The sequence below is a fragment of the Gabonibacter massiliensis genome (assembly GCA_001487125.1).
GTDB lineage: Bacteria > Bacteroidota > Bacteroidia > Bacteroidales > Marinifilaceae > Gabonibacter > Gabonibacter massiliensis.
Genome location: LN913013.1, coordinates 1,539,549 through 1,557,316, shown reverse-complemented (window position 1 = coordinate 1,557,316; position 17,768 = coordinate 1,539,549). Strand labels below are relative to the sequence as shown.

General features: G+C 40.9%; 20 protein-coding genes and 1 tRNA gene. 14 read left to right on the top strand and 7 right to left on the bottom strand.

The genetic code is table 11. The annotated features are described in order from the left end of the window. Positions 1-67 precede the first annotated feature (67 nt). The 10 genes from BN3283_RS10935 (at position 68) to BN3283_RS10890 (ending at position 9,030) form a co-directional block, all read left to right on the top strand. Positions 68-2,761 carry a S9 family peptidase gene (locus tag BN3283_RS10935; protein WP_059026656.1) on the top strand — a complete coding sequence of 898 codons (2,694 nt, stop codon included), beginning with the start codon at positions 68-70 and terminating at the stop codon, positions 2,759-2,761. A gap of 132 nt (positions 2,762-2,893) precedes the next feature. Next, positions 2,894-4,741, top strand: a complete 1,848-nt coding sequence (locus tag BN3283_RS10930) for a hypothetical protein (RefSeq protein ID WP_059026655.1) — start codon at positions 2,894-2,896, stop codon at positions 4,739-4,741. An 18-nt stretch (positions 4,742-4,759) separates the two neighbouring features. After that, positions 4,760-5,290, top strand: coding sequence for a hypothetical protein (locus tag BN3283_RS10925; RefSeq protein ID WP_059026654.1), 531 nt, complete (start codon positions 4,760-4,762; stop codon positions 5,288-5,290). Next, positions 5,283-5,813 carry a hypothetical protein gene (locus tag BN3283_RS10920; protein ID WP_147625595.1) on the top strand — a complete coding sequence of 177 codons (531 nt, stop codon included), beginning with the start codon at positions 5,283-5,285 and terminating at the stop codon, positions 5,811-5,813. Before BN3283_RS10925 ends, BN3283_RS10920 begins: the two co-directional genes overlap by 8 nt. 11 nt (positions 5,814-5,824) lie before the next feature. Beyond that, on the top strand, positions 5,825-6,355 hold the full coding sequence (locus tag BN3283_RS10915) for a hypothetical protein (protein WP_059026652.1): 531 nt from the start codon (positions 5,825-5,827) through the stop codon (positions 6,353-6,355). Continuing rightward, positions 6,348-6,878, top strand: coding sequence for a hypothetical protein (locus tag BN3283_RS10910; RefSeq protein ID WP_147625593.1), 531 nt, complete (start codon positions 6,348-6,350; stop codon positions 6,876-6,878). Before BN3283_RS10915 ends, BN3283_RS10910 begins: the two co-directional genes overlap by 8 nt. A gap of 11 nt (positions 6,879-6,889) precedes the next feature. Continuing rightward, a complete protein-coding gene (locus tag BN3283_RS10905; RefSeq protein WP_059026650.1) occupies positions 6,890-7,420 on the top strand; it encodes a hypothetical protein in 531 nt (176 codons plus the stop codon). A gap of 112 nt (positions 7,421-7,532) precedes the next feature. Next, positions 7,533-7,943 (top strand): hypothetical protein, encoded by a 411-nt coding sequence (locus BN3283_RS10900; RefSeq protein ID WP_147625591.1) that lies wholly within the window; start codon positions 7,533-7,535, stop codon positions 7,941-7,943. An 11-nt stretch (positions 7,944-7,954) separates the two neighbouring features. Next, positions 7,955-8,482 (top strand): hypothetical protein, encoded by a 528-nt coding sequence (locus tag BN3283_RS10895; RefSeq protein WP_059026648.1) that lies wholly within the window; start codon positions 7,955-7,957, stop codon positions 8,480-8,482. A 215-nt stretch (positions 8,483-8,697) separates the two neighbouring features. After that, the gene (locus BN3283_RS10890; RefSeq protein ID WP_152614115.1) at positions 8,698-9,030 is read left to right on the top strand and encodes an STN domain-containing protein; all 333 of its coding nucleotides are present in this window, start codon (positions 8,698-8,700) and stop codon (positions 9,028-9,030) included. Here BN3283_RS10890 and BN3283_RS10885 read toward each other — a convergent pair whose 3' ends face one another. Together BN3283_RS10885 and BN3283_RS10880 are read right to left on the bottom strand one after the other, a co-directional pair. After that, complete coding sequence (locus BN3283_RS10885) at positions 9,031-9,633, bottom strand: LysO family transporter (protein ID WP_059026647.1); 603 nt, start codon at positions 9,631-9,633, stop codon at positions 9,031-9,033. 14 nt (positions 9,634-9,647) lie between these two features. Next, complete coding sequence (locus BN3283_RS10880) at positions 9,648-9,920, bottom strand: LysO family transporter (RefSeq protein ID WP_041502797.1); 273 nt, start codon at positions 9,918-9,920, stop codon at positions 9,648-9,650. Positions 9,921-10,035: 115 nt separating this feature from the next. On the opposite strand from BN3283_RS10880, the gene BN3283_RS10875 reads away from it, so the two are divergent. Next, positions 10,036-10,482 carry a DoxX family protein gene (locus BN3283_RS10875; RefSeq protein ID WP_041502798.1) on the top strand — a complete coding sequence of 149 codons (447 nt, stop codon included), beginning with the start codon at positions 10,036-10,038 and terminating at the stop codon, positions 10,480-10,482. A gap of 5 nt (positions 10,483-10,487) precedes the next feature. Here the strand turns inward: BN3283_RS10875 and BN3283_RS14695 are convergent, their stop codons facing one another. Further along, positions 10,488-10,637, bottom strand: coding sequence for a hypothetical protein (locus tag BN3283_RS14695; protein WP_162835846.1), 150 nt, complete (start codon positions 10,635-10,637; stop codon positions 10,488-10,490). A gap of 303 nt (positions 10,638-10,940) precedes the next feature. Here BN3283_RS14695 and BN3283_RS10870 point away from each other — a divergent pair, with 303 nt between their 5' ends. Then, positions 10,941-12,782: an LTA synthase family protein gene (locus BN3283_RS10870; RefSeq protein ID WP_059026646.1), complete on the top strand. Its 1,842-nt coding sequence runs from the start codon at positions 10,941-10,943 to the stop codon at positions 12,780-12,782. 95 nt (positions 12,783-12,877) lie between these two features. On the opposite strand, the gene BN3283_RS14545 is transcribed toward BN3283_RS10870, so the two are convergent. Both BN3283_RS14545 and BN3283_RS10865 read right to left on the bottom strand, forming a co-directional pair. Continuing rightward, positions 12,878-13,042, bottom strand: a complete 165-nt coding sequence (locus BN3283_RS14545) for a hypothetical protein (RefSeq protein ID WP_154665529.1) — start codon at positions 13,040-13,042, stop codon at positions 12,878-12,880. Then, on the bottom strand, positions 13,042-13,884 hold the full coding sequence (locus BN3283_RS10865) for a helix-turn-helix transcriptional regulator (RefSeq protein WP_052634458.1): 843 nt from the start codon (positions 13,882-13,884) through the stop codon (positions 13,042-13,044). The genes BN3283_RS14545 and BN3283_RS10865 overlap by 1 nt, the downstream gene beginning before the upstream one ends. A gap of 170 nt (positions 13,885-14,054) precedes the next feature. Here BN3283_RS10865 and BN3283_RS10860 point away from each other — a divergent pair, with 170 nt between their 5' ends. Then, the gene (locus tag BN3283_RS10860; RefSeq protein WP_059026645.1) at positions 14,055-15,383 is read left to right on the top strand and encodes an MATE family efflux transporter; all 1,329 of its coding nucleotides are present in this window, start codon (positions 14,055-14,057) and stop codon (positions 15,381-15,383) included. A gap of 627 nt (positions 15,384-16,010) precedes the next feature. Continuing rightward, a complete protein-coding gene (locus tag BN3283_RS10855) occupies positions 16,011-16,658 on the top strand; it encodes a CatA-like O-acetyltransferase (protein ID WP_041502801.1) in 648 nt (215 codons plus the stop codon). Between the two features lie 391 nt (positions 16,659-17,049). On the opposite strand, the gene BN3283_RS10850 is transcribed toward BN3283_RS10855, so the two are convergent. Further along, a tRNA-Cys gene (locus tag BN3283_RS10850) sits at positions 17,050-17,120 on the bottom strand. A 62-nt stretch (positions 17,121-17,182) separates the two neighbouring features. Further along, positions 17,183-17,536, bottom strand: a complete 354-nt coding sequence (gene folB, locus BN3283_RS10845) for a dihydroneopterin aldolase (protein WP_041502802.1) — start codon at positions 17,534-17,536, stop codon at positions 17,183-17,185. Between the last annotated feature and the right edge of the window lie 232 nt (positions 17,537-17,768).

Sequence of the window (17,768 nt, the reverse complement as noted above, 5' to 3'; positions counted from 1 at the left end):
GTCCGATTCGTACCACGGGTTTTATTCCCGTGGTACGATCTTAAATCGGGCACAATAATTCACGTTGATGAAGACAAAAAATATCTTTTTATTTCTTTTGATGACGGCTTGTTGCTTTCAGGGGTATGCCCAGAAAAAGAGGTTGACGATGGAGGATTATAAGCTGTGGAAACGGGTGGATGCCCAGAACATGTCCGAAGACGGGAAATGGGTCACCTATCAGTTTACTTTTATCGATAGCGATTGCAATCCGAAAGATCCGACGACTTTTTTGTATAATACGGTTACCCGCGAGACCCGGGAACTTCCTCGCGTGACCCGTCCGAATTTTTTTGCCGGGGGAAAATGGTTAAAGTACACGGTGATGAAGCCGGAAGCCGATACCACGGGAATGCAGGATTCGACCTTTTTACTGCGTTTGAGGGATATGAAAAAAATATACTGGAACCGGAAGTATGATTTTTCGGAATCTTCCGGTTGCCATTTAGTTACCTATACTTATAAACTGTCGGAGGAAAAGGATGCTCCCAAACGATTGGTATGTTGGAATATAGAAACCGGAGATACGGTAGCGATAGATAGTATCGGTGATTATAAGCTGTTGGACAAGGGAAAAAATGTCCTTTATGTAAAAGAGGGGATTCTGTATTACGGTCCTTTAAAAGGTCGTCATGCGGTGCTTTTTAATGATGCGAAAGCCTTCGTTACGGATTTTACTTTACAACCCCAAAATGCGGAAGGCTCTTTTGTGGCAGCCTCGGATACCTCGAGGATCAAAAATCCGGATCTATTGTATGTTTTTTCGTTACGGGACGGGACCGTGCGTTTTTTGTTGGATTACACGAAAATAGGAATACCCAAACAATATATTGCCCGGAACCGTCCCTACCGTTTGTCGAACGGAGGGAACCGGGTAATTATCGATGTGGATACGATCTCTTCAAGAAGAAGGAAAAGGGAGGAGAGACCGGATACGAGTTTTGAGTTGGAATTATGGACGTGGAACGATGAGGTTTCTTCCTTGCAGCAAAGTAAAAGCAGCTATAATCCGAGTAACGTCAAGTTCGCCTATGATGTGGAACGTCGAAAATGTTACCGGATCACGACACAGAACATGGAGAAACTGATCCTTCCCGCGAGTACTTATTACGATTACGCTTTTGCCGTGGACAGGGGACCTTACAAACGTTTTGCAGATTGGAAGAGCGATGTCAATGCCGATATCTACCTGATAGATCTGAATTCCGGTGAAGCAATAGTATTGGAGAAAGATTTTGAGACGGAACCTCAGTGGAGTCCGAACGGGAAATATGCCGTGCTTTATCACGCGAAAGAGAAGGCGTGGTATAAGGTGGACCCGAAAACCGGGAAACAGGAGAATATTTCCAAGGCTATCGGTCATCCGGTACATAACGAATTGCATGACCTGCCCAAACCTGCCGATCCTTACGGTATCGCGGGATGGACGGCCGACGGAGACCGGGTGATCCTTTACGATCGTTACGATTTGTGGGTGGTGGATCTGACGGGAAAAACAAAGACTTATTGTTTGACAAAGGGGTACGGCCGGGAGACCCAAAGAACATTCCGTTGGTTGAAACGGGATTACGATGAAAAAATCATCGATTTGAAAAAAGATCTTTTACTGGAGTTCACCAAGGTGGATAACGGTGATCAGGGAATCTATCGTTTTACGCCTGAAAGTAAGTTTGTCCGTTTGATCGAGGGACCTTTTGCCGTCAATGTCTACCAACTTTCGAAAGATGGAAAAAATTGTATCTGGACGAAACAGAGTTACACGGAATTCCGTGATTTGTGGTGGAGCAGGAGCGACTTCAAACATCCCCGACGGATCACGGACGCTAATCCGCAGCAGAAAAACTATAAATGGGGAAACGTAAGGTTAGTGAAGTGGAACAATTTCGAGGGGAAGGAGAATGCCGGATTACTTTACCTGCCTGAAAATTACGACTCTACGAAAACTTATCCCACGATCGTGAATTTTTATGAAACTCACTCGGGAGAGTTACACAATTATATCGTACCTGTTTTAAGTAGCGGCATGATCAACACGGTGACCTACGTGAGTAACGGGTATGTCGTGTTTATGCCGGACGTGCATTTCACCGTCGGAAATCCCGGGGAGAGCAGTTACAATGCCGTGGTAAGCGGGACGCAGATGTTGATCGACAGGGGAATAGCAGATAAGGATCGTATCGGGATACAGGGACATAGCTGGTCCGGCTATCAGGTGGCCTATTTGGTAACCCGTACGAATATGTTCAAGTGTGCCAGCCCCGGGGCAGCGGTTTCCAGTATGATATCGGCCTACACGGGAATCCGTACGGGTAGCGGTATGCCCCGTATGTTTATGTACGAGGAGACACAAAGTCGTATCGGAAAATCGTTGTGGGAGGACCCGGAAATATATATCAAACACTCTCCGATCCTTTACGCGGATAAAATTCAGACTCCGCTGTTGATTTTCCATTGCGATGCGGACGAGGCCGTGCCCTATGCGGAAGGACTCAACCTGTTCTTAGCCATGCGGAGGCTGCAAAAACCGGCCTGGCTGTTGAACTATAAGGGTGAACGCCATTTCCTCTACAATAAAGCGGCAGAGCGGGACTGGACCTTCCGCATGCAACAGTTCTTCGATCACTATTTGAAAGGACTTCCTATGCCCCGCTGGATGAAAGAGGGGATTCATGTGAACGAAAGGGGAATCGACCAGAAATATAACTACGGTAGCTTTTATTAAAAAGCTACTGTATGTATGCTTTTAGTTGTTGTAATATACTGTGTACTAATTTTTTTGTGTTTGTTATTTGGAAAAAGGCAAACGAGTAATAATGATGAATGTATGAAGTTCGAATTATTATAAAAATTTAGTATGAAAAAATTAATTTATTTGTGCTGCATTGTACTGATAGAAGTGTTTTTATATGGATGTAACGATGACATAGAGATTATAGATACGGATGTAGGATTGAATTATAAAGGCGAGAACCGGGTGGGTCTTTCTTTCATAGAGAAGGTGAACGAACAGAATAAGGAAGAAGAGATAAAACAGTTACTCGATTCGTGCGGGGGAAAGTTGGTAATGGACTATGTCCAATACGGTGTCGGTTTTGGAGAGGGATTTCATTACCTTATTCCGGTTCAAAGTGAAAAATCCGGAGTAATCGACGCTTGTGTAATCTTTCCCGTGATTACGGATATAGCGGGGAATCCGCAACCGGAGATTCTGCTCGGTATTCCCCGCTTGGTGGATAGGGGGATGTTTGTAAAATTGCCTTCCGTCCAAAAAGAGATGCGTTCTGTATTTTTCAGAAAATGGAAACAATGCGGGTTAAAGGTTGATTCTTTGTTATGTGTTTCTCAGGATTTGAGTATGGAAAATACGGGTACAGGTGCAAAAACCCAAACAGCCGAAAATGAGAATGTTGTGCAGGCTTCAACGGAGCCTTTGGAATACAGGGGGCATATCGACTATTATATAGAGATGTATAACGGAATGGAGAGTGGAGAGGATGAACCTTGTGCCAACGGCATTTCATTGAAGGGTAGACATGAAATTTTTATGCGTCACGGTGTATTTCTTTTTGAATATCCCGGAAGGGTAAAATGTCCGGAAATTTATGTTGAAATGGAATTTTTAGATGTGAATTTTTTTTCATTTCATTATATTGAAAGGAAGAAGGTCATTCAGACCTTTCAAAATTATATGGGAAGATGTAGGTACGATTTTAAATCTGTCTATGGGGTTTCGGATGTTTTATATGTTATAGATGTGTATGGCGGTGGCGGAGGAGGTTCGACAACAAATCCCGGTGTGGGTGGCGGCGATCCTGTCGATCCGGGAGATGAAGGCGGTGGGTCTTCTGGCGGTTCCGGGGGAAGCGGTAGCGGTACAACTACGGACCCGGGGACCGGCGGCGGGGGAGAGGAAAATCTTCAAGTGGTGCTGAATGTTAATATAACCTCTGTTGAATTAATGGAAAGATATAACATAAAAGTTGAAGTAATGACTCGTACGTCTTCCGGAAATGTTTATCCGTCCGTGGCTCATGTCGAGGTGATGATGCGGCGGGAGGGCATGCCGCGATGGCAGGTCGTTGCAGAGGAATCTGACTGTAATCCGTTTCGTTATATAAGGACGGCTATATCTCCCGGTTTTTTTGAAGTGCGGGCTGAAGTTCGTCTTCCGAGCGGTAGTGTTCTATTTTCCAATGTGGTAAGGGTGGAGGAAAAATACCCTCGAATCGCTAAATTTAAAGATCATGCCGCGGTGAAATCCCGGGCCGTCGATCTTTGGAATAAAACGGTGGCGTTTGCTACTGCGAATAAAGAGATGCGACAAGTTCGGGAATACGGAAGCCTGATCTACCTGAACACGGCAACCGGCGGATATTCCACGGGAGAGGACGTGTTGGGAGAAGAGGTAACGCTGGATCGTGATGTGACAGCTACTGTTAATTTTGTGTATCCCGAACATACCCCGGACCCCACGGAAGCCAATTTATTGGTCGTGGGATGTATCCATTCGCATTATCCGTTGACTTGGGCGGTAAGAGGAACTTCAAGAGAGGTCGGGCCGTCTCCAGAAGATTTTGATTGTGAATTACCGGGAATTGTATATGATTATGAAAGGAAAATATCGGCAAGTGATCCTGTAGATATGGAAAATAATCCTAAAAAATATTATACTTATGGCAGGGAACGACGAGCAACTCCTTAAATTGTAAATAGATAGGTTATGAGACGATTATTGCTATTATTTTGTATGACGGTAGGCTTGTTAAGCTTATCGGGGCAAGTCACGGCAGAGAATTTGGATTCTTTGTCCACGGAAAAACGTAATAAAAAACTGATAAAGTTGGCAAAAGAGGTGGTGTTACGCCATGGTCCTGATTTTTATAGAGAATATAAACCTCCGGTAATTAAAAGTCAACGTGTATCGGATAAAACGGTAGATATGACGGTAGAAATGATCGAAAGGTATAAAGGTCGTTCTTATTATACGATTGAATATCCGTACAATATAAAAGAAGAAGTATTTCATAATTATTATTCCGTAAAAGTTTACGTGTGGGGTGCTACTGGTAAAGTTTTTTCAATTCTTTTTGGAAATGGACGTGAGATTACAGATTATGATACTCTTACCGAGAAGGAGAAACGGCAGATAAAAACCGTTCAGTTCCATAAAAAACGGCCTCGAAAACGAGTGACGGACACGATCCGGGATCCTAACGGGGAGATCATTCGAATCGAGCACCGGTATGAATAGACGAGTGGTATTATTTTGTATGACGATAGGTTTGTTAAGCTTATCGGGGCAAGTCACGGCAGAGAATTTGGATTCTTTGTCCACGGAAAAACGTAATAAAAAGCTAATAAAGCTGGCAAAAGAGGTGGTGCTGCGCCACGGCCCGGGTTTTTATAGAGAGTATAAACCTCCGGTAATTAAAAGTCAACGAGTATCGGATAAAACGGTAGATATGACGGTTGAAATGATCGAAAAGTATAAAAATCGTTTCTATTACACGATAGAGTATCCATATAATAAAAAAGAAGAATTGTTTTGGGGAGTTTATTCTGCTAAAGTATTTATTTGGAAGGATACTGGTAAAGTTTTTTATATAGAATTTGGAGGTACGATAGGTATAGAAAATTATGATATGCTTACTGAGAAGGAGAAACGGCAGATAAAAACCGTTCAATATCATAAAACACGCCCTTTGAAACATGTAAGGGACACATTTCGGGATCCAAATGGGGAGATCATTCGAATTGAAAACAGGTATGAATAGACCATATTGTTATGAGACGATTATTGCTATTATTTTGTATGACGATAGGTTTGTTAAGCTTATCGGGGCAAGTCACGGCAGAGAATTTGGATTCTTTGTCCACGGAAAGACGTAATAAAAAGCTGATAAAGCTGGCAAAAGAGGTGGTGTTACGCCACGGGCCAGACTATTATCGGGATTATAAACCTCCAGTAATTAAAAGTCAACGTGTATCGGATAAAACGGTAGATATGACGGTAAACATGATAAAAAAATATAAAGGTCGTTCCTATTACACGGTAGAATATCCGTATAATCTTAAAGAAGAGGTGTTTAGGAGTTTTTATTCTGCTAAGGTTTATGTCTGGGGAGATACCGGCAAAGTATTTTTTATGATGTTTGGAGGAGGATTTTGTATTGAAAATTACGATACGCTTACCGAGAAGGAGAAACGGCAGATAAAAACCGTTCAGTACCATAAAAAACGGCCTCGAAAGCGAGTGACGGACACGATCCGGGATCCTAACGGGGAGATCATTCGAATCGAGCACCGGTATGAATAGACGAGTGGTATTATTTTGTATGACGATAGGTTTGTTAAGCTTATCGGGGCAAGTCACGGCAGAGAATTTGGATTCTTTGTCCACGGAAAGACGTAATAAAAAGCTGATAAAACTGGCAAAAGAGGTGGTGCTGCGCCACGGCCCGGGTTTTTATAGAGAGTATAAACCTCCGGTAATTAAAAGTCAACGTGTATCGGATAAAAATGGAGATTTGCGGATTAACCTAAGAAAAAAGTATAAAGGTCGTTCCTATTACACGGTAGAGTATCCTTATAATAGAAAAGAGGAAATATTTTGGGGCTTATATTCAGCAAAAGTTTATGTATGGGGTGATACGGGGAAAGTTTTTTATATAGAATTTGGAGGTACTGTCTGTATTGAAAATTATGATTCTCTTACTGAGAAGGAGAAACGGCAGATAGAAACCGTTCAATATCATAAAACACGCCCTTTAAAACACGTGAGGGACACGTTCCGTGATCCGAACGGGGAGATCATTCGAATTGAAAACAGGTATGAATAGACCATATTGTTATGAGACGATTATTGCTATTATTTTGTATGACGATAGGTTTATTAAGCTTATCGGAGGTGGTCATGGCAGAGAATTTGGATTCTTTGTCCACGGAAAGACGTAATAAAAAGCTGATAAAGCTGGCGAAAGAGGTGGTGTTACGGCATGGCCCGGGTTTTTATAGAGAGTATAAACCTCCGGTAATTAAAAGTCAACGTGTATCGGATAAAACGGTAGATATGTCGGTAGGCATGATCGAAAAGTATAGAGGTCGTTTTTATTACACGATAGAGTATCCTTATGATTTAAAGGAGGAAATATTTAGTAGTTTTTACTCTGCTAAAGTTTATGTGTGGAGAGATACCGGTAAAGTTTTTTATATTGTGTTTGGGGGAGGATTTGGTATTCAAAATTACGATACGCTTACCGAAAAGGAGAAACGGCAAATAAAAACCGTTCAATATCATAAAACACGCCCTTTAAAACACGTAAGAGACACGTTCCGGGATCCGAACGGGGAGATTATTCGAATAGAAAACAGGTATGAATAGACGAGTGGTATTATTTTGTATGACGATAGGCTTATTAAGTTTATCGGAGGTAGTTACTGCAGAGAATTTGGATTCTTTGTCCACGGAAAAGCGTAATAAAAAACTGATAAAAATGGCGAAAGAGGTGGTGTTACGCCACGGGCCAGACTATTATCGGGATTATAAACCTCCAGTAATTAAAAGCTTGATAGTTTCAGATAAGAGTGGAGATTTACGGATTAATCTAAGGAAAAAGTATAAAGGTCGTTCCTATTACACGGTAGAATATCCTTATGATTTAAAAGAAGAAGTATTTGGAAGCTTTTATTCTGCTAAGGTTTATGTCTGGGGAGATACTGGTAAAGTTTTTTATATTGTGTTTGGGGGAGGATTTGGTATTCAAAATTATGATATGCTTTCCGAGAAAGAAATAAGGAAAATAAAAACCGTTCAACATCGTAAGAGAAGACCTTTAAAACACGTAAGAGACACGTTTCGGGATCCAAACGGGGAGATCATTCGAATAGAAAACAGGTATGAATAGACCATATTGTTATGAGACGATTATTGCTATTATTTTGTATGACGATAGGCTTATTAAGTTTATCGGAGGTAGTTACTGCAGAGAATTTGGATTCTTTGTCCACGGAAAGACGTAATAAAAAGCTGATAAAGATGGCAAAAGAGGTGGTGCTGCGCCATGGTCCTGATTTTTATAGAGAATATAAACCTCCGGTAATAAAAAGCCTGAGAATTTCGGATAAAATTAAGGATTTAAGAATAAGCTTTATAGAAAAAAATAGAGGTCGTTCCTATTACACGGTAGAATATCCTTATAATAGAAAAGAGGAAATATTTTGGGGCTTATATTCAGCAAAAGTTTACGTGTGGGGAGATACCGGTAAAGTTTTTAATATTAGATTTGGGGGATTTTGTATTGAAAATTATGATTCTCTTACCGAGAAGGAGAAACGGCAGATAGAAACCGTTCAATATCATAAAACACGCCCTTTAAAACACGTGAGGGACACGTTCCGTGATCCGAACGGGGAGATTATTCGAATCGAGCACCGGTATGAATAGATAGATTATGCTGAAACGATTATTGGCATAATTCAGTATAATGTTTTGAGAAAAGAATAGGGATAAAAATATGATTATTGGGAATCGAGTGTAGATAGTAATAGTTTTGAAGTAAGCCCGGGAAGTGTTTGAAAATGGGAGTACGCGGAGGAAGTTGGGTGGATGTATTCCGGTGGAAAATGCTTTTCGGGTATTTTAAACCTGTAATTGAGAGTATGAAGAAAGTGGTAAGTAAAAAGAGAATGTGTTTCGTGTTGTTGACAGGAATTTTGTTGTCGGGAACTTTGTTGTCTTTTCGTTATTGGGAGACGGAAAAACGGATAAGTGCGGAGTTCTTCAATACCCCGATAACGGAGGTATTGGAATTTTTTCAGGAAGAGACGGGACTTCGTTTTTTATATTGTGACGAAGAGATAAAGCAAGTCCCATTGATTTCAGGGAGCTTTAAGGAGGTTTCGGTGAAGAGGGCCCTGAAACAATGCTTACGGGAGACGCGATACACTTATAGTGTGAAACGGAATCTGTTACTGATTAAGCCCAAACGTTGATCAGATTGTACAGAAAAACGTGACCAAAAAAGGTACGCTTAGGTCTACCGTGATCCCGTGGATGATGGAGATGATGACAAACTCTTTTCCGCTGAACTTAGTGATGATCGGTAACGTGGTGTCTGCGGTCGTGGCTCCCCCGACCGATATGGGAGCTAACTTCCCGAAGTATCGAACCAGCAGAGGGGCGGCTAATAAAGCGATAAGCTCCCGCATGATGTTAGATACTAAAGCGATCGTTCCCAATTCCGCACCTTTGTATTGGGTGATAAAAATAGAAGAGAGGGAGTAGTAGCCGAAACCGGACCCCACGGCTAAACAATCCGTGATACTCCTGCCTTGTAACGCGAAACTGATCATAACGGAACCGGCAAGGGTTCCCAAGATTGTGGCTAACGGAACGAGTACGAGTTTCAGGTCTTGTTGCCTTAATGCCTGTAACGCTTTTTTATCGCTTCCGATACTGATTCCTACTAAAAACATAAGCAGGTAGAGGGCGTATACCGTAAGTTTGTCTCCCGTGACGGAAGAGGGAGTATCGATAAAACGGGCGATTAAGATGCCTGCTATAAAAAATGCAACGATGGTGATACTTCCTTTCATTTTATCGGGTCCTTTTATTTAGAAGTGGCGGTAAAAAAGAATTTATAAACGGCCCACGCGCATAGTACGCTACCTCCCGCGGCTCCCAAGGTAATCAGTAACGCATCGTACCCGATCGTCTCCAAATTATTCATGATATCGTCATTGGCTCCGACGCTAAGCCCTAACAAAAACAACAGTAGGTAGATGGCATAGTTGATTCCTTTATGCACGAATTTCAAATTTCTTTCACGGAAGATATATCCGAGGACAATGCCGCATACCATTAATCCGATAACAATAATCATAACTTTTTGTTCTTTACGGCAAAAGTACGATTAATTTTTCAATTGGCCGGGCTTGCGATAAGTGTTTTGTAACTTTGTCCTATTCCTTACGTTTAAGAAATAAAAACAATTTACTATGAAAAAAATAATTGCCCGTACCCTCTCTTCGGAAAGTCGCTTTCCGGATACGATTCTTTTATTGCTGCGTTTTTTGGTAGGAATAACCATGATGACGCATGGTGTTGCTAAATTGCTCTCTTTCGGAGAGCTGTCGGCTACCTTCCCCGATCCGATCGGCTTGGGAAGTTCCCTCTCTTTGCTCATGATTATTGGTGCGGAAGTCGGTTGCTCCGTCTTGTTGATATTAGGGGCATTTACCCGCTTGGCTACCTTACCCTTGATATTTTCCATGCTTGTCGTCATTTTTGTCGTGCATGGCAGCGATCCGTTTCAAGTAAAAGAGTTACCACTGCTCTATTTCGGCATATACGTGGTACTCTTTTTTACCGGAGGGGGACGTTACGCTTTGGATACCCTGATTTCCAAGCATTGGAATGTAAACATCCGGAATACGGATGACTGATCCCTTTAGAAGGTGGTTTGTTCCGTGCCGTCTAACACGGGGATGACGTTCTCGTCTTCCTCTAAGACGGTTACGGCTAATAGCCAGTATATCAATAAAACGATGGCGATGATAACGCCGATGACTTGCCAGATTTTATAACTCTTTTTTTTCATATTATTCTATTTTGATTTTGTAATCAAACGTAAAATTCGATACAGGGTTCCCGAAATTGTCCGTTTTGTTTGATTCCTGATTATAGGATCACGTTTAATATGTTGTTATTTAGTCGGTAACGTAAGGGTATAAAGTTATTTTATTCGCCTTGGGCGGAATAAATCGTTTGGGTGTTGAAACGTGTTAGTAATGATTTTTATGATTTAAATATCGGTTTGCAATTAAAAATTTGCTGTTTACAATTAAAATGTTTGTTTTTTATACCTTTGCCTTCCGTATTATATATGAGGTAAAACGGTTGTATGAAAGTATTTTTTAAAAAGGTTGTAAATTATTTTTTCCCGGAAGAAGTAAATCGGCAAGCGTATCTACTATTTTTCATTTGCATTTATTTCAAGTTTGTTTTGTTCGACCTGATCTGGTCGTCGCAGACCACGTTTACTTCGTTTTCTTTTTTGGAGGGATATTTGAATAAGCTGTGGTTTACCCTGCTTTTTCTTATCCCGTTATTTTGCTTCCGTGCTGTAAAATGGACTCTTTTTATCGCTTTTTTATTGGATATTTTGTTTATCGTCAATTTGATGTATTTCAGGACCTATTTTACGGCAATACCTTTGGATAGCTACGGACTCGTTGGTAATCTGAAAGATTTTACCGCAAGCGTATACGATTCGGTGTGTTGGATCGATGCGGTTTTTCCGCTTTCTACCCTTTTGACGGCCATCCTCTATTATAAAAAATATAAGCAAAAGAAAGTTATCCTCCCCGTTTGGAAAAAACGGCAATGGGCCGGACGTTATTTGTTGTTGATCTTGGTCGCAACCTTATTTTCGGGTGCTTTTATCTGGTCGAAGGGAGGTTTTAAGGCTGCTTACGAATCTTTGCAAGGGGCCAATAAACATACCTGTGATACCCCGATATATACCGTTTTCGGATCTCTTTATTACGATTATCTGTTAGAAAACATAGCTTATACGCCTGAAATAAAACAACAGATCGAGGCCTGGCTAAAACTTCACCCCCGGCATAAAACATTACCCTTTCAATTGGAAGAGCGTAACGGTTGTATATTGATTCTTGCAGAGTCGTTGGAGAGTTGGGTATTGGAAAAGACGGTGGAAGGAGTGGAGATCACCCCTTGTATGAATGCCTTATTGAAAGAAAAGTCGACGCTTTACGCTTCTAAAGTACTCACGCAAGTAAAAGGAGGTCGTTCGATTGATGCCCAACTTCTGTTGTATTCCGGTTTATTGCCCATCGGTAATGGTTCTTACAGTACGAAATTTCCCCGTTCCCTCTATCCTTCTTTTTTGAAATACCTCAAGAATGCGGAAAATGCGAAAATTTACGGGATGATGGTAGATAAAGAGATCGTTTGGAATCAGAAGGTGATCTGTCCGGCCTTGGGTTTCGATTCTTTGATTTCGAGACGTAGTTTCGTTTTGGATGAAAAGGTGGGGCCGCGGAAAAAATTAGGGGATCTCTCTTTTTTACGTCAATGCGGGGAGAAAATCTCTTCTCCGGAACTATGGCCGGATTCCGCATTCGTTTTCCTTCAATGCGTCACCTATTCCGGACATAATCCTTTTATCCTGCCGGAAGAGCTGAAAAGGGTCTCCTTCTCCGATAAAATTCCCAAGCGGATGAATGATTACATGACCATGGCGAATTACACGGACCGGGCAATAGGAAATTTTATCGCCTTTTTGCGTTCTCAAAGAAAGTTTGACAAAACATTGATCGTGATCACGGGTGATCACGAAGGGTTGGCCAACAGCCGGGGAACATTGTGTTGTTCCGAGAAGGGTAAAGACGTGGTTTCTTCGGATCCTTATGTCCCTTTTATCGTGGTGAACTCTCCTGTCGGAATGCGTTACGATAAAGTGATGGGACAAATCGACATGTACCCGACCTTGCTGGATTTGTTAGGCCTGCGAGATTGTTCATGGACGGGTTTGGGACGGAGTATTCTGGACCCGGATAAAAAGGCTTTTGCGGTAAGCCCTCAAATGCAGGTTTACGGGGATATCGCCGGCGTGCCGGAGAGCGAAATCGAATGGGCCAAGGAAGCGTGGAAGATTTCCGATTTGATGATTCGTTGTGATTATTTCCGGTATAATCCGCGGGATAAATGGACGGAATAAAAGATTTTCGTATAAAATAAGGTCTGGCAAAATAAAGTTTATTCAAATGAAGATAGCCGATTGATAATGTGTGTTTTATGTTCTTTGTCCGGCTTTTATTTGGTGAGGGTAAACCGATAGACGAAAGTCAGAAAAAGTTCGGTTCCCGCGTCATTACCAATGGCAGAAAGAGTAAATCGCCTATAAGTGTGATGCTGGCTGATGCTTTTGCGACAGCAGATATATAGTAAGGCAGACCGAGCATCTGCTTTCTTTTCCATTACTTCACGAATTTTATTTCGTTTCGATAATCAGTAGGCGTGACACCGCAATTCTTTTTAAAATAGCGGCTTAAGTAAGACTGATCGGGAAAATTCAATTTATCTGCGATCTCCTGTATCGTTGATTCCGTCGATTGAAGCAGGACTTTTATTTCGGTTATAAGACGCTTGTCTATAATTGCTTTAGGCGATTCGGAAAGGACATTCTCCAGGGTGATCTTCCGTAAATACCTGGGAGTGATACATAGCTTATCTGCATAAAAAAGAACATCCCGATGTTCATTGATATGTGTGTCTACTAAAGACATGAATTGATGAAATATTTCCTGTTTACGCGTGTAAATACCTATCAAATGGTTGAAATGGAGCTTGCACTTATCGTAGAGGTAAAGAATGTAATTTTGAAGATAGTTTCGCTCCATAAGCCCCATAAAATCGTTGCTTTCTTCTTGTACAATTTTAGCCATATCCATCCAAGATTGTGCTTTTTTCAGCAATTCACTCCCTTCAGGATGGATATAGAAAGGGGTATCACGTAAATATCTGGAGAAAGAGGCACCGAGCCGCAAAATCACATTATCATATAACTCTTTCGAAAAAGTGAATGCTTTTGCGGTAAAATCTGTTGTAGAATCGACAAAGCTGAATGTTGTTCCGGGTAAAATAATCAACTCGGCATTTTCAGTTATTTCATACTTCCGAATGCCAATCGTTATACTTGCATTTCCGCTTGTGCATAGTAAGACGAAACCACCTACCGTTTTGTACAGAAAGTGAGGTAGTAGCTCTTTTTTTAGTTCGCCATACCAAAATGACCGGTCGTTAATGATAGAGTAATTCATTGTTCCTTTTCTTACACAAATTTACAGTTAATCTTCTAATAATACAACGAATAATTCCGTTTTTGAAAAAATGAGTGGCTTTTTTGAAAATTCCATACACTGAATAATGAAGTATTTTTGCCTTTGTAAATCACTTGTAACTAATTGTATAAAATAAAATCAGCATTATAATGGATTATACAAACACCAGTATCCGAAAGCTCTTTTTGAAACAGCTTGTTCCTAATATTTTAAGTATGGCGCTTTCGGCTTTATTTGTAATTGTAGACGGAATATTTGTCGGCAGGGGCATTGGCAGTGAAGCATTGGCGGCAGTAAACATCGTGGTGCCTATTTTTACTATTATGACGGGCGTAGGGCTGATGTTTGGAATGGGGGCAGCCGTTTCGGTAACTATATTCCTTTCCAAAGGTAAGAAGCGGGCAGCCAATCAGGTGGCAACATTGTCTTTTGTGGTATCAAGCCTGATTATGTTTGCTTACACGGTCATTGCTGTTTGTATTCCTGAAAAAATAGTAATCTTTTTCGGCTCACCGGATGAAATCATACATCCGGCAAGTGAATATCTTGTTACGCTTTCTTTGTTTGCTGTTTTCCAGACAGCGATATGTTCACTTCCTTATTTTGTTAGGATTAGTAATCCGAATTTCGCCATGTTAAGTTTAACTGTTGCCACTATATTGAATATCGTTTTAGATTATCTGTTCATTTTTGTTTTTGAATGGAGACTTTTTGGTGCTGCTTTCGCGACAGGAATTGGACAAGCCGTTGCAACGGCAATATTGCTATATTATTTAATAAAAAAGTCTCCCGCGATCAGGCTTGTTAAACTGAAATACAGCCTCAAAAGCATAAAATTCGGTTTAAAAAATACCTGGCAAACGGTACGGTTAGGTTTTTCGGTACTGTTAAGTGAGATAACAATTTCAGCCATGTCTATTGCGGGTAATTATACATTCGGTCATTATATTGGAATCGACGGGGTTGCCGCATTCAGCATTATAGGTTACATATTTCCGGTTGTCTATATGATTTTTAATTCAATTGTACAGTCTGCCCAACCTGTAATAAGTTATAATTACGGGTTAGACAACCGTATCAACGTGTTGAAGTCTTTACGATTGACGTTGACGACGGCTATTGCAACTGGAGGGATGTTTGTTGTTATATCGACTTTATTCAGTAGCCGACTGGTATCGTTGTTTATCCCCGACAAAAGTAGTGCCGCATGGATACATGTGGTTGGAGGACTGCCCTATTTTTCAATAGACTTTATATTCTTCGGTATGAATGTAGTATTTATCGGCTATTATATGTCTATTGAAAAGAGTGTGCGAGCCTTGATGATTACCGTTATCCGGGGGGTGTTGCCGGTGGTGTGTTTTGCTGTTGTTCCCGTGTGGTTTTCGTATACCGGTATTTGGCTATCTGTACCCATTGCGGAGATATTGTCTACTTTGTTTATAGCGGGTAGTATAATCATTAGGAAATCATTATGAATAAATCGTGTGTAAAAATAGGGTTGCCGCTAAGAAAACCAGTATAAAAGAAGCGATTATTCCATGCAAAGCCTGATGTTATCCTGACATAATTACTTGTGAATGATTTTTAAACGAGCATGTTCTTTCTGTTATTTAAACCTTCAAAAGTAACGTCAAAACTTGGAAACGCTTATTCTCTCACGGTGGGATAAGGATCGAGAGAAGTATGCCTCGCGTTGAAAAGACCATGCGACGAAATTATCGAACATGCCCATGTGATAAAGAACCGGGGTACGTGAATCGGTGTGCGACCACAAACGAAGAAAAGAGATTATGCGATAATGCTGAAATCGATAAGCCTTTTTGCCAATTTGGCAGTTTCAGGGATAATGGATGATTTCCGGGCATTTTTATCCGTCACTGTCACAGAGAAATCTGTGGTTTAAATATTCCGTGTCACTTATCCGGCATCGTGTTCACAAATTCATGTTTATTATATGGATATAAGAGAATTTATGTATATTCGCATTGAGTTGTTTGAGGAAATACAGCGCATAATGCGGGAGCAGGCACGGTTGTCAACTCGTTTAAATCCTTTTATTCAGAAAGTTATCTCCTTAAAATAATTTTATAATTACAAAAAGCATGAAGCATTTGATTGATTTGGAAAATTGGGAACGTGTAGATAATTTCAATTTTTTCCGTTCGTATGTCAACTCATGGTACTCGGTAACGACCGAAATAGAGTGTACGGAAGCGTTCGTTACGGCGAAGAGTACCGGAACATCGTTCTTTTTGCGCTACCTGCATGCCGTATTATGTGCCGCGAATGAGATTGAGGCATTACGTTATCGAACCGACAAAGAGGGACGGGTTGTCCTGCATGATACGGTCGATATGATTACTCCGGTAGCGATTCCCGGAAAGACGTTCGTGACCGTCAGAATCCCTTACGACCCGGACTTCGAACGCTTCCAGGTCAAAGCACGGGAACTCATTTCCCATGTTCAGGCTGACGGAGATCCTTACGGTGTGGAAAAAGAGCTGTACGCTAAAGGTGATTTCGATGTCATGCATTTAAGTGCTGTTCCCAAAATGTATTTTACCTCGATAACATATACAATCTATGAATCGGGGAACGGATGTACTCACCCTTTAAGTACGATGGGTAAAGTTATACGACGCGGAAAACAATCGGTTATGCCCTTCTCCGTATATGTGAACCATGCCTTTGTCGACGGCGAACATTTATCGCGGTTTTTTGAGAAAATACAAGAGAGGCTAACTCGCTAACGAAAGTACATCTACATTTTAACCCATTTTACGGCATCGGCGATAATCGTATTACGATCTCTTCTGCACAAGGAAATTGATTTGGTGGAAGAGGGGTAGTTGAAAGATTTCGCTAAAGGATCGGCAGAACAGGATAAAATATTGGTTCATGAGAGAGAGAATCCTAAAAATATTAAACGCCTTTTCCTTATGATAGAGGCAATGATAACCTGTTTGAATTTACCCAAGGTATCAGTTTATTGTATATTAACTAATGAGAATAATATTCACCGGCCTTGTATTGCAAATTAAGTGATAAATAATTGATAATGATAGCGATGAAGGAAGTGAAAACGGCAAAAAAGGGGTTATAAACAAAAATCAGTCACCTTGTAAGTGACTGATTTTTGTGAGGTCGGTAGCAGATTTGAACTGCTGTACACGGTTTTGCAGACCGCTGCCTAACCGCTCGGCCAACCGACCCTGTTGCGATTTTGCGTGGCAAAGATAAGGGGTTTTTCGGAATATACAAATCTTGTCCGTAATTATTTTGATAGAGTCACGCTGGTTGCAGCGATTTTTCCTCCTAAGGGAGGGTTTAATTTGGATACTTTAATGGTGACGTTTTGGATTTCGGGAAAAGCCAGGTATAGGGCATCGATGATCCGTTTGGCAACGTGCTCTAATAAATGGGACGGGATCATCATTTCCCGGGCGATAATTTCATAGGCAGAGAAGTAGTTGAGGGCATCATTGATGTCATCGCTTGCCGCCGCTTTTCCGCAGTCTGCGATGATTTTGGCATAAACCCTGAATTTGTTGCCTACACTACGCTCCGTTTCATAACAGCCATGATAAGCAAAAAATTCCATTCCTTCGATTTCAATAATTCCTTCCATGTGTATTTACTTTACAAAAAAATGATAACTTTACTCCTTTTTTAAATACAAAAGAGTCGACAGGATGTCGACTCTTAAGATTACATTACTAACTACTAACCTAAACCATACAAACTTATGAAAAATCTTCAATCTCTTAAAGACACTGCAAAGGTAATGCCAATCTCTATTGTGGTATAATATTTATTGTTAATAAATATTATATGTATAGTTAATCTTGTTTAATATCTTG

Bases quoted from the DNA above. Each gene is read 5' to 3' on its own strand.
- BN3283_RS10935 (WP_059026656.1), top strand. From the start codon at position 68: ATGAAGACAAAAAATATCTTTTTATTTCTTTTGATGACGGCTTGTTGC.
- BN3283_RS10930 (WP_059026655.1), top strand. From the start codon at position 2,894: ATGAAAAAATTAATTTATTTGTGCTGCATTGTACTGATAGAAGTGTTT.
- BN3283_RS10925 (WP_059026654.1), top strand. From the start codon at position 4,760: ATGAGACGATTATTGCTATTATTTTGTATGACGGTAGGCTTGTTAAGC.
- BN3283_RS10920 (WP_147625595.1), top strand. From the start codon at position 5,283: ATGAATAGACGAGTGGTATTATTTTGTATGACGATAGGTTTGTTAAGC.
- BN3283_RS10915 (WP_059026652.1), top strand. From the start codon at position 5,825: ATGAGACGATTATTGCTATTATTTTGTATGACGATAGGTTTGTTAAGC.
- BN3283_RS10910 (WP_147625593.1), top strand. From the start codon at position 6,348: ATGAATAGACGAGTGGTATTATTTTGTATGACGATAGGTTTGTTAAGC.
- BN3283_RS10905 (WP_059026650.1), top strand. From the start codon at position 6,890: ATGAGACGATTATTGCTATTATTTTGTATGACGATAGGTTTATTAAGC.
- BN3283_RS10900 (WP_147625591.1), top strand. From the start codon at position 7,533: ATGGCGAAAGAGGTGGTGTTACGCCACGGGCCAGACTATTATCGGGAT.
- BN3283_RS10895 (WP_059026648.1), top strand. From the start codon at position 7,955: ATGAGACGATTATTGCTATTATTTTGTATGACGATAGGCTTATTAAGT.
- BN3283_RS10890 (WP_152614115.1), top strand. From the start codon at position 8,698: ATGAAGAAAGTGGTAAGTAAAAAGAGAATGTGTTTCGTGTTGTTGACA.
- BN3283_RS10885 (WP_059026647.1), bottom strand. From the start codon at position 9,633: ATGAAAGGAAGTATCACCATCGTTGCATTTTTTATAGCAGGCATCTTA.
- BN3283_RS10880 (WP_041502797.1), bottom strand. From the start codon at position 9,920: ATGATTATTGTTATCGGATTAATGGTATGCGGCATTGTCCTCGGATAT.
- BN3283_RS10875 (WP_041502798.1), top strand. From the start codon at position 10,036: ATGAAAAAAATAATTGCCCGTACCCTCTCTTCGGAAAGTCGCTTTCCG.
- BN3283_RS14695 (WP_162835846.1), bottom strand. From the start codon at position 10,637: ATGAAAAAAAAGAGTTATAAAATCTGGCAAGTCATCGGCGTTATCATC.
- BN3283_RS10870 (WP_059026646.1), top strand. From the start codon at position 10,941: ATGAAAGTATTTTTTAAAAAGGTTGTAAATTATTTTTTCCCGGAAGAA.
- BN3283_RS14545 (WP_154665529.1), bottom strand. From the start codon at position 13,042: ATGGAAAAGAAAGCAGATGCTCGGTCTGCCTTACTATATATCTGCTGT.
- BN3283_RS10865 (WP_052634458.1), bottom strand. From the start codon at position 13,884: ATGAATTACTCTATCATTAACGACCGGTCATTTTGGTATGGCGAACTA.
- BN3283_RS10860 (WP_059026645.1), top strand. From the start codon at position 14,055: ATGGATTATACAAACACCAGTATCCGAAAGCTCTTTTTGAAACAGCTT.
- BN3283_RS10855 (WP_041502801.1), top strand. From the start codon at position 16,011: ATGAAGCATTTGATTGATTTGGAAAATTGGGAACGTGTAGATAATTTC.
- folB (WP_041502802.1), bottom strand. From the start codon at position 17,536: ATGGAAGGAATTATTGAAATCGAAGGAATGGAATTTTTTGCTTATCAT.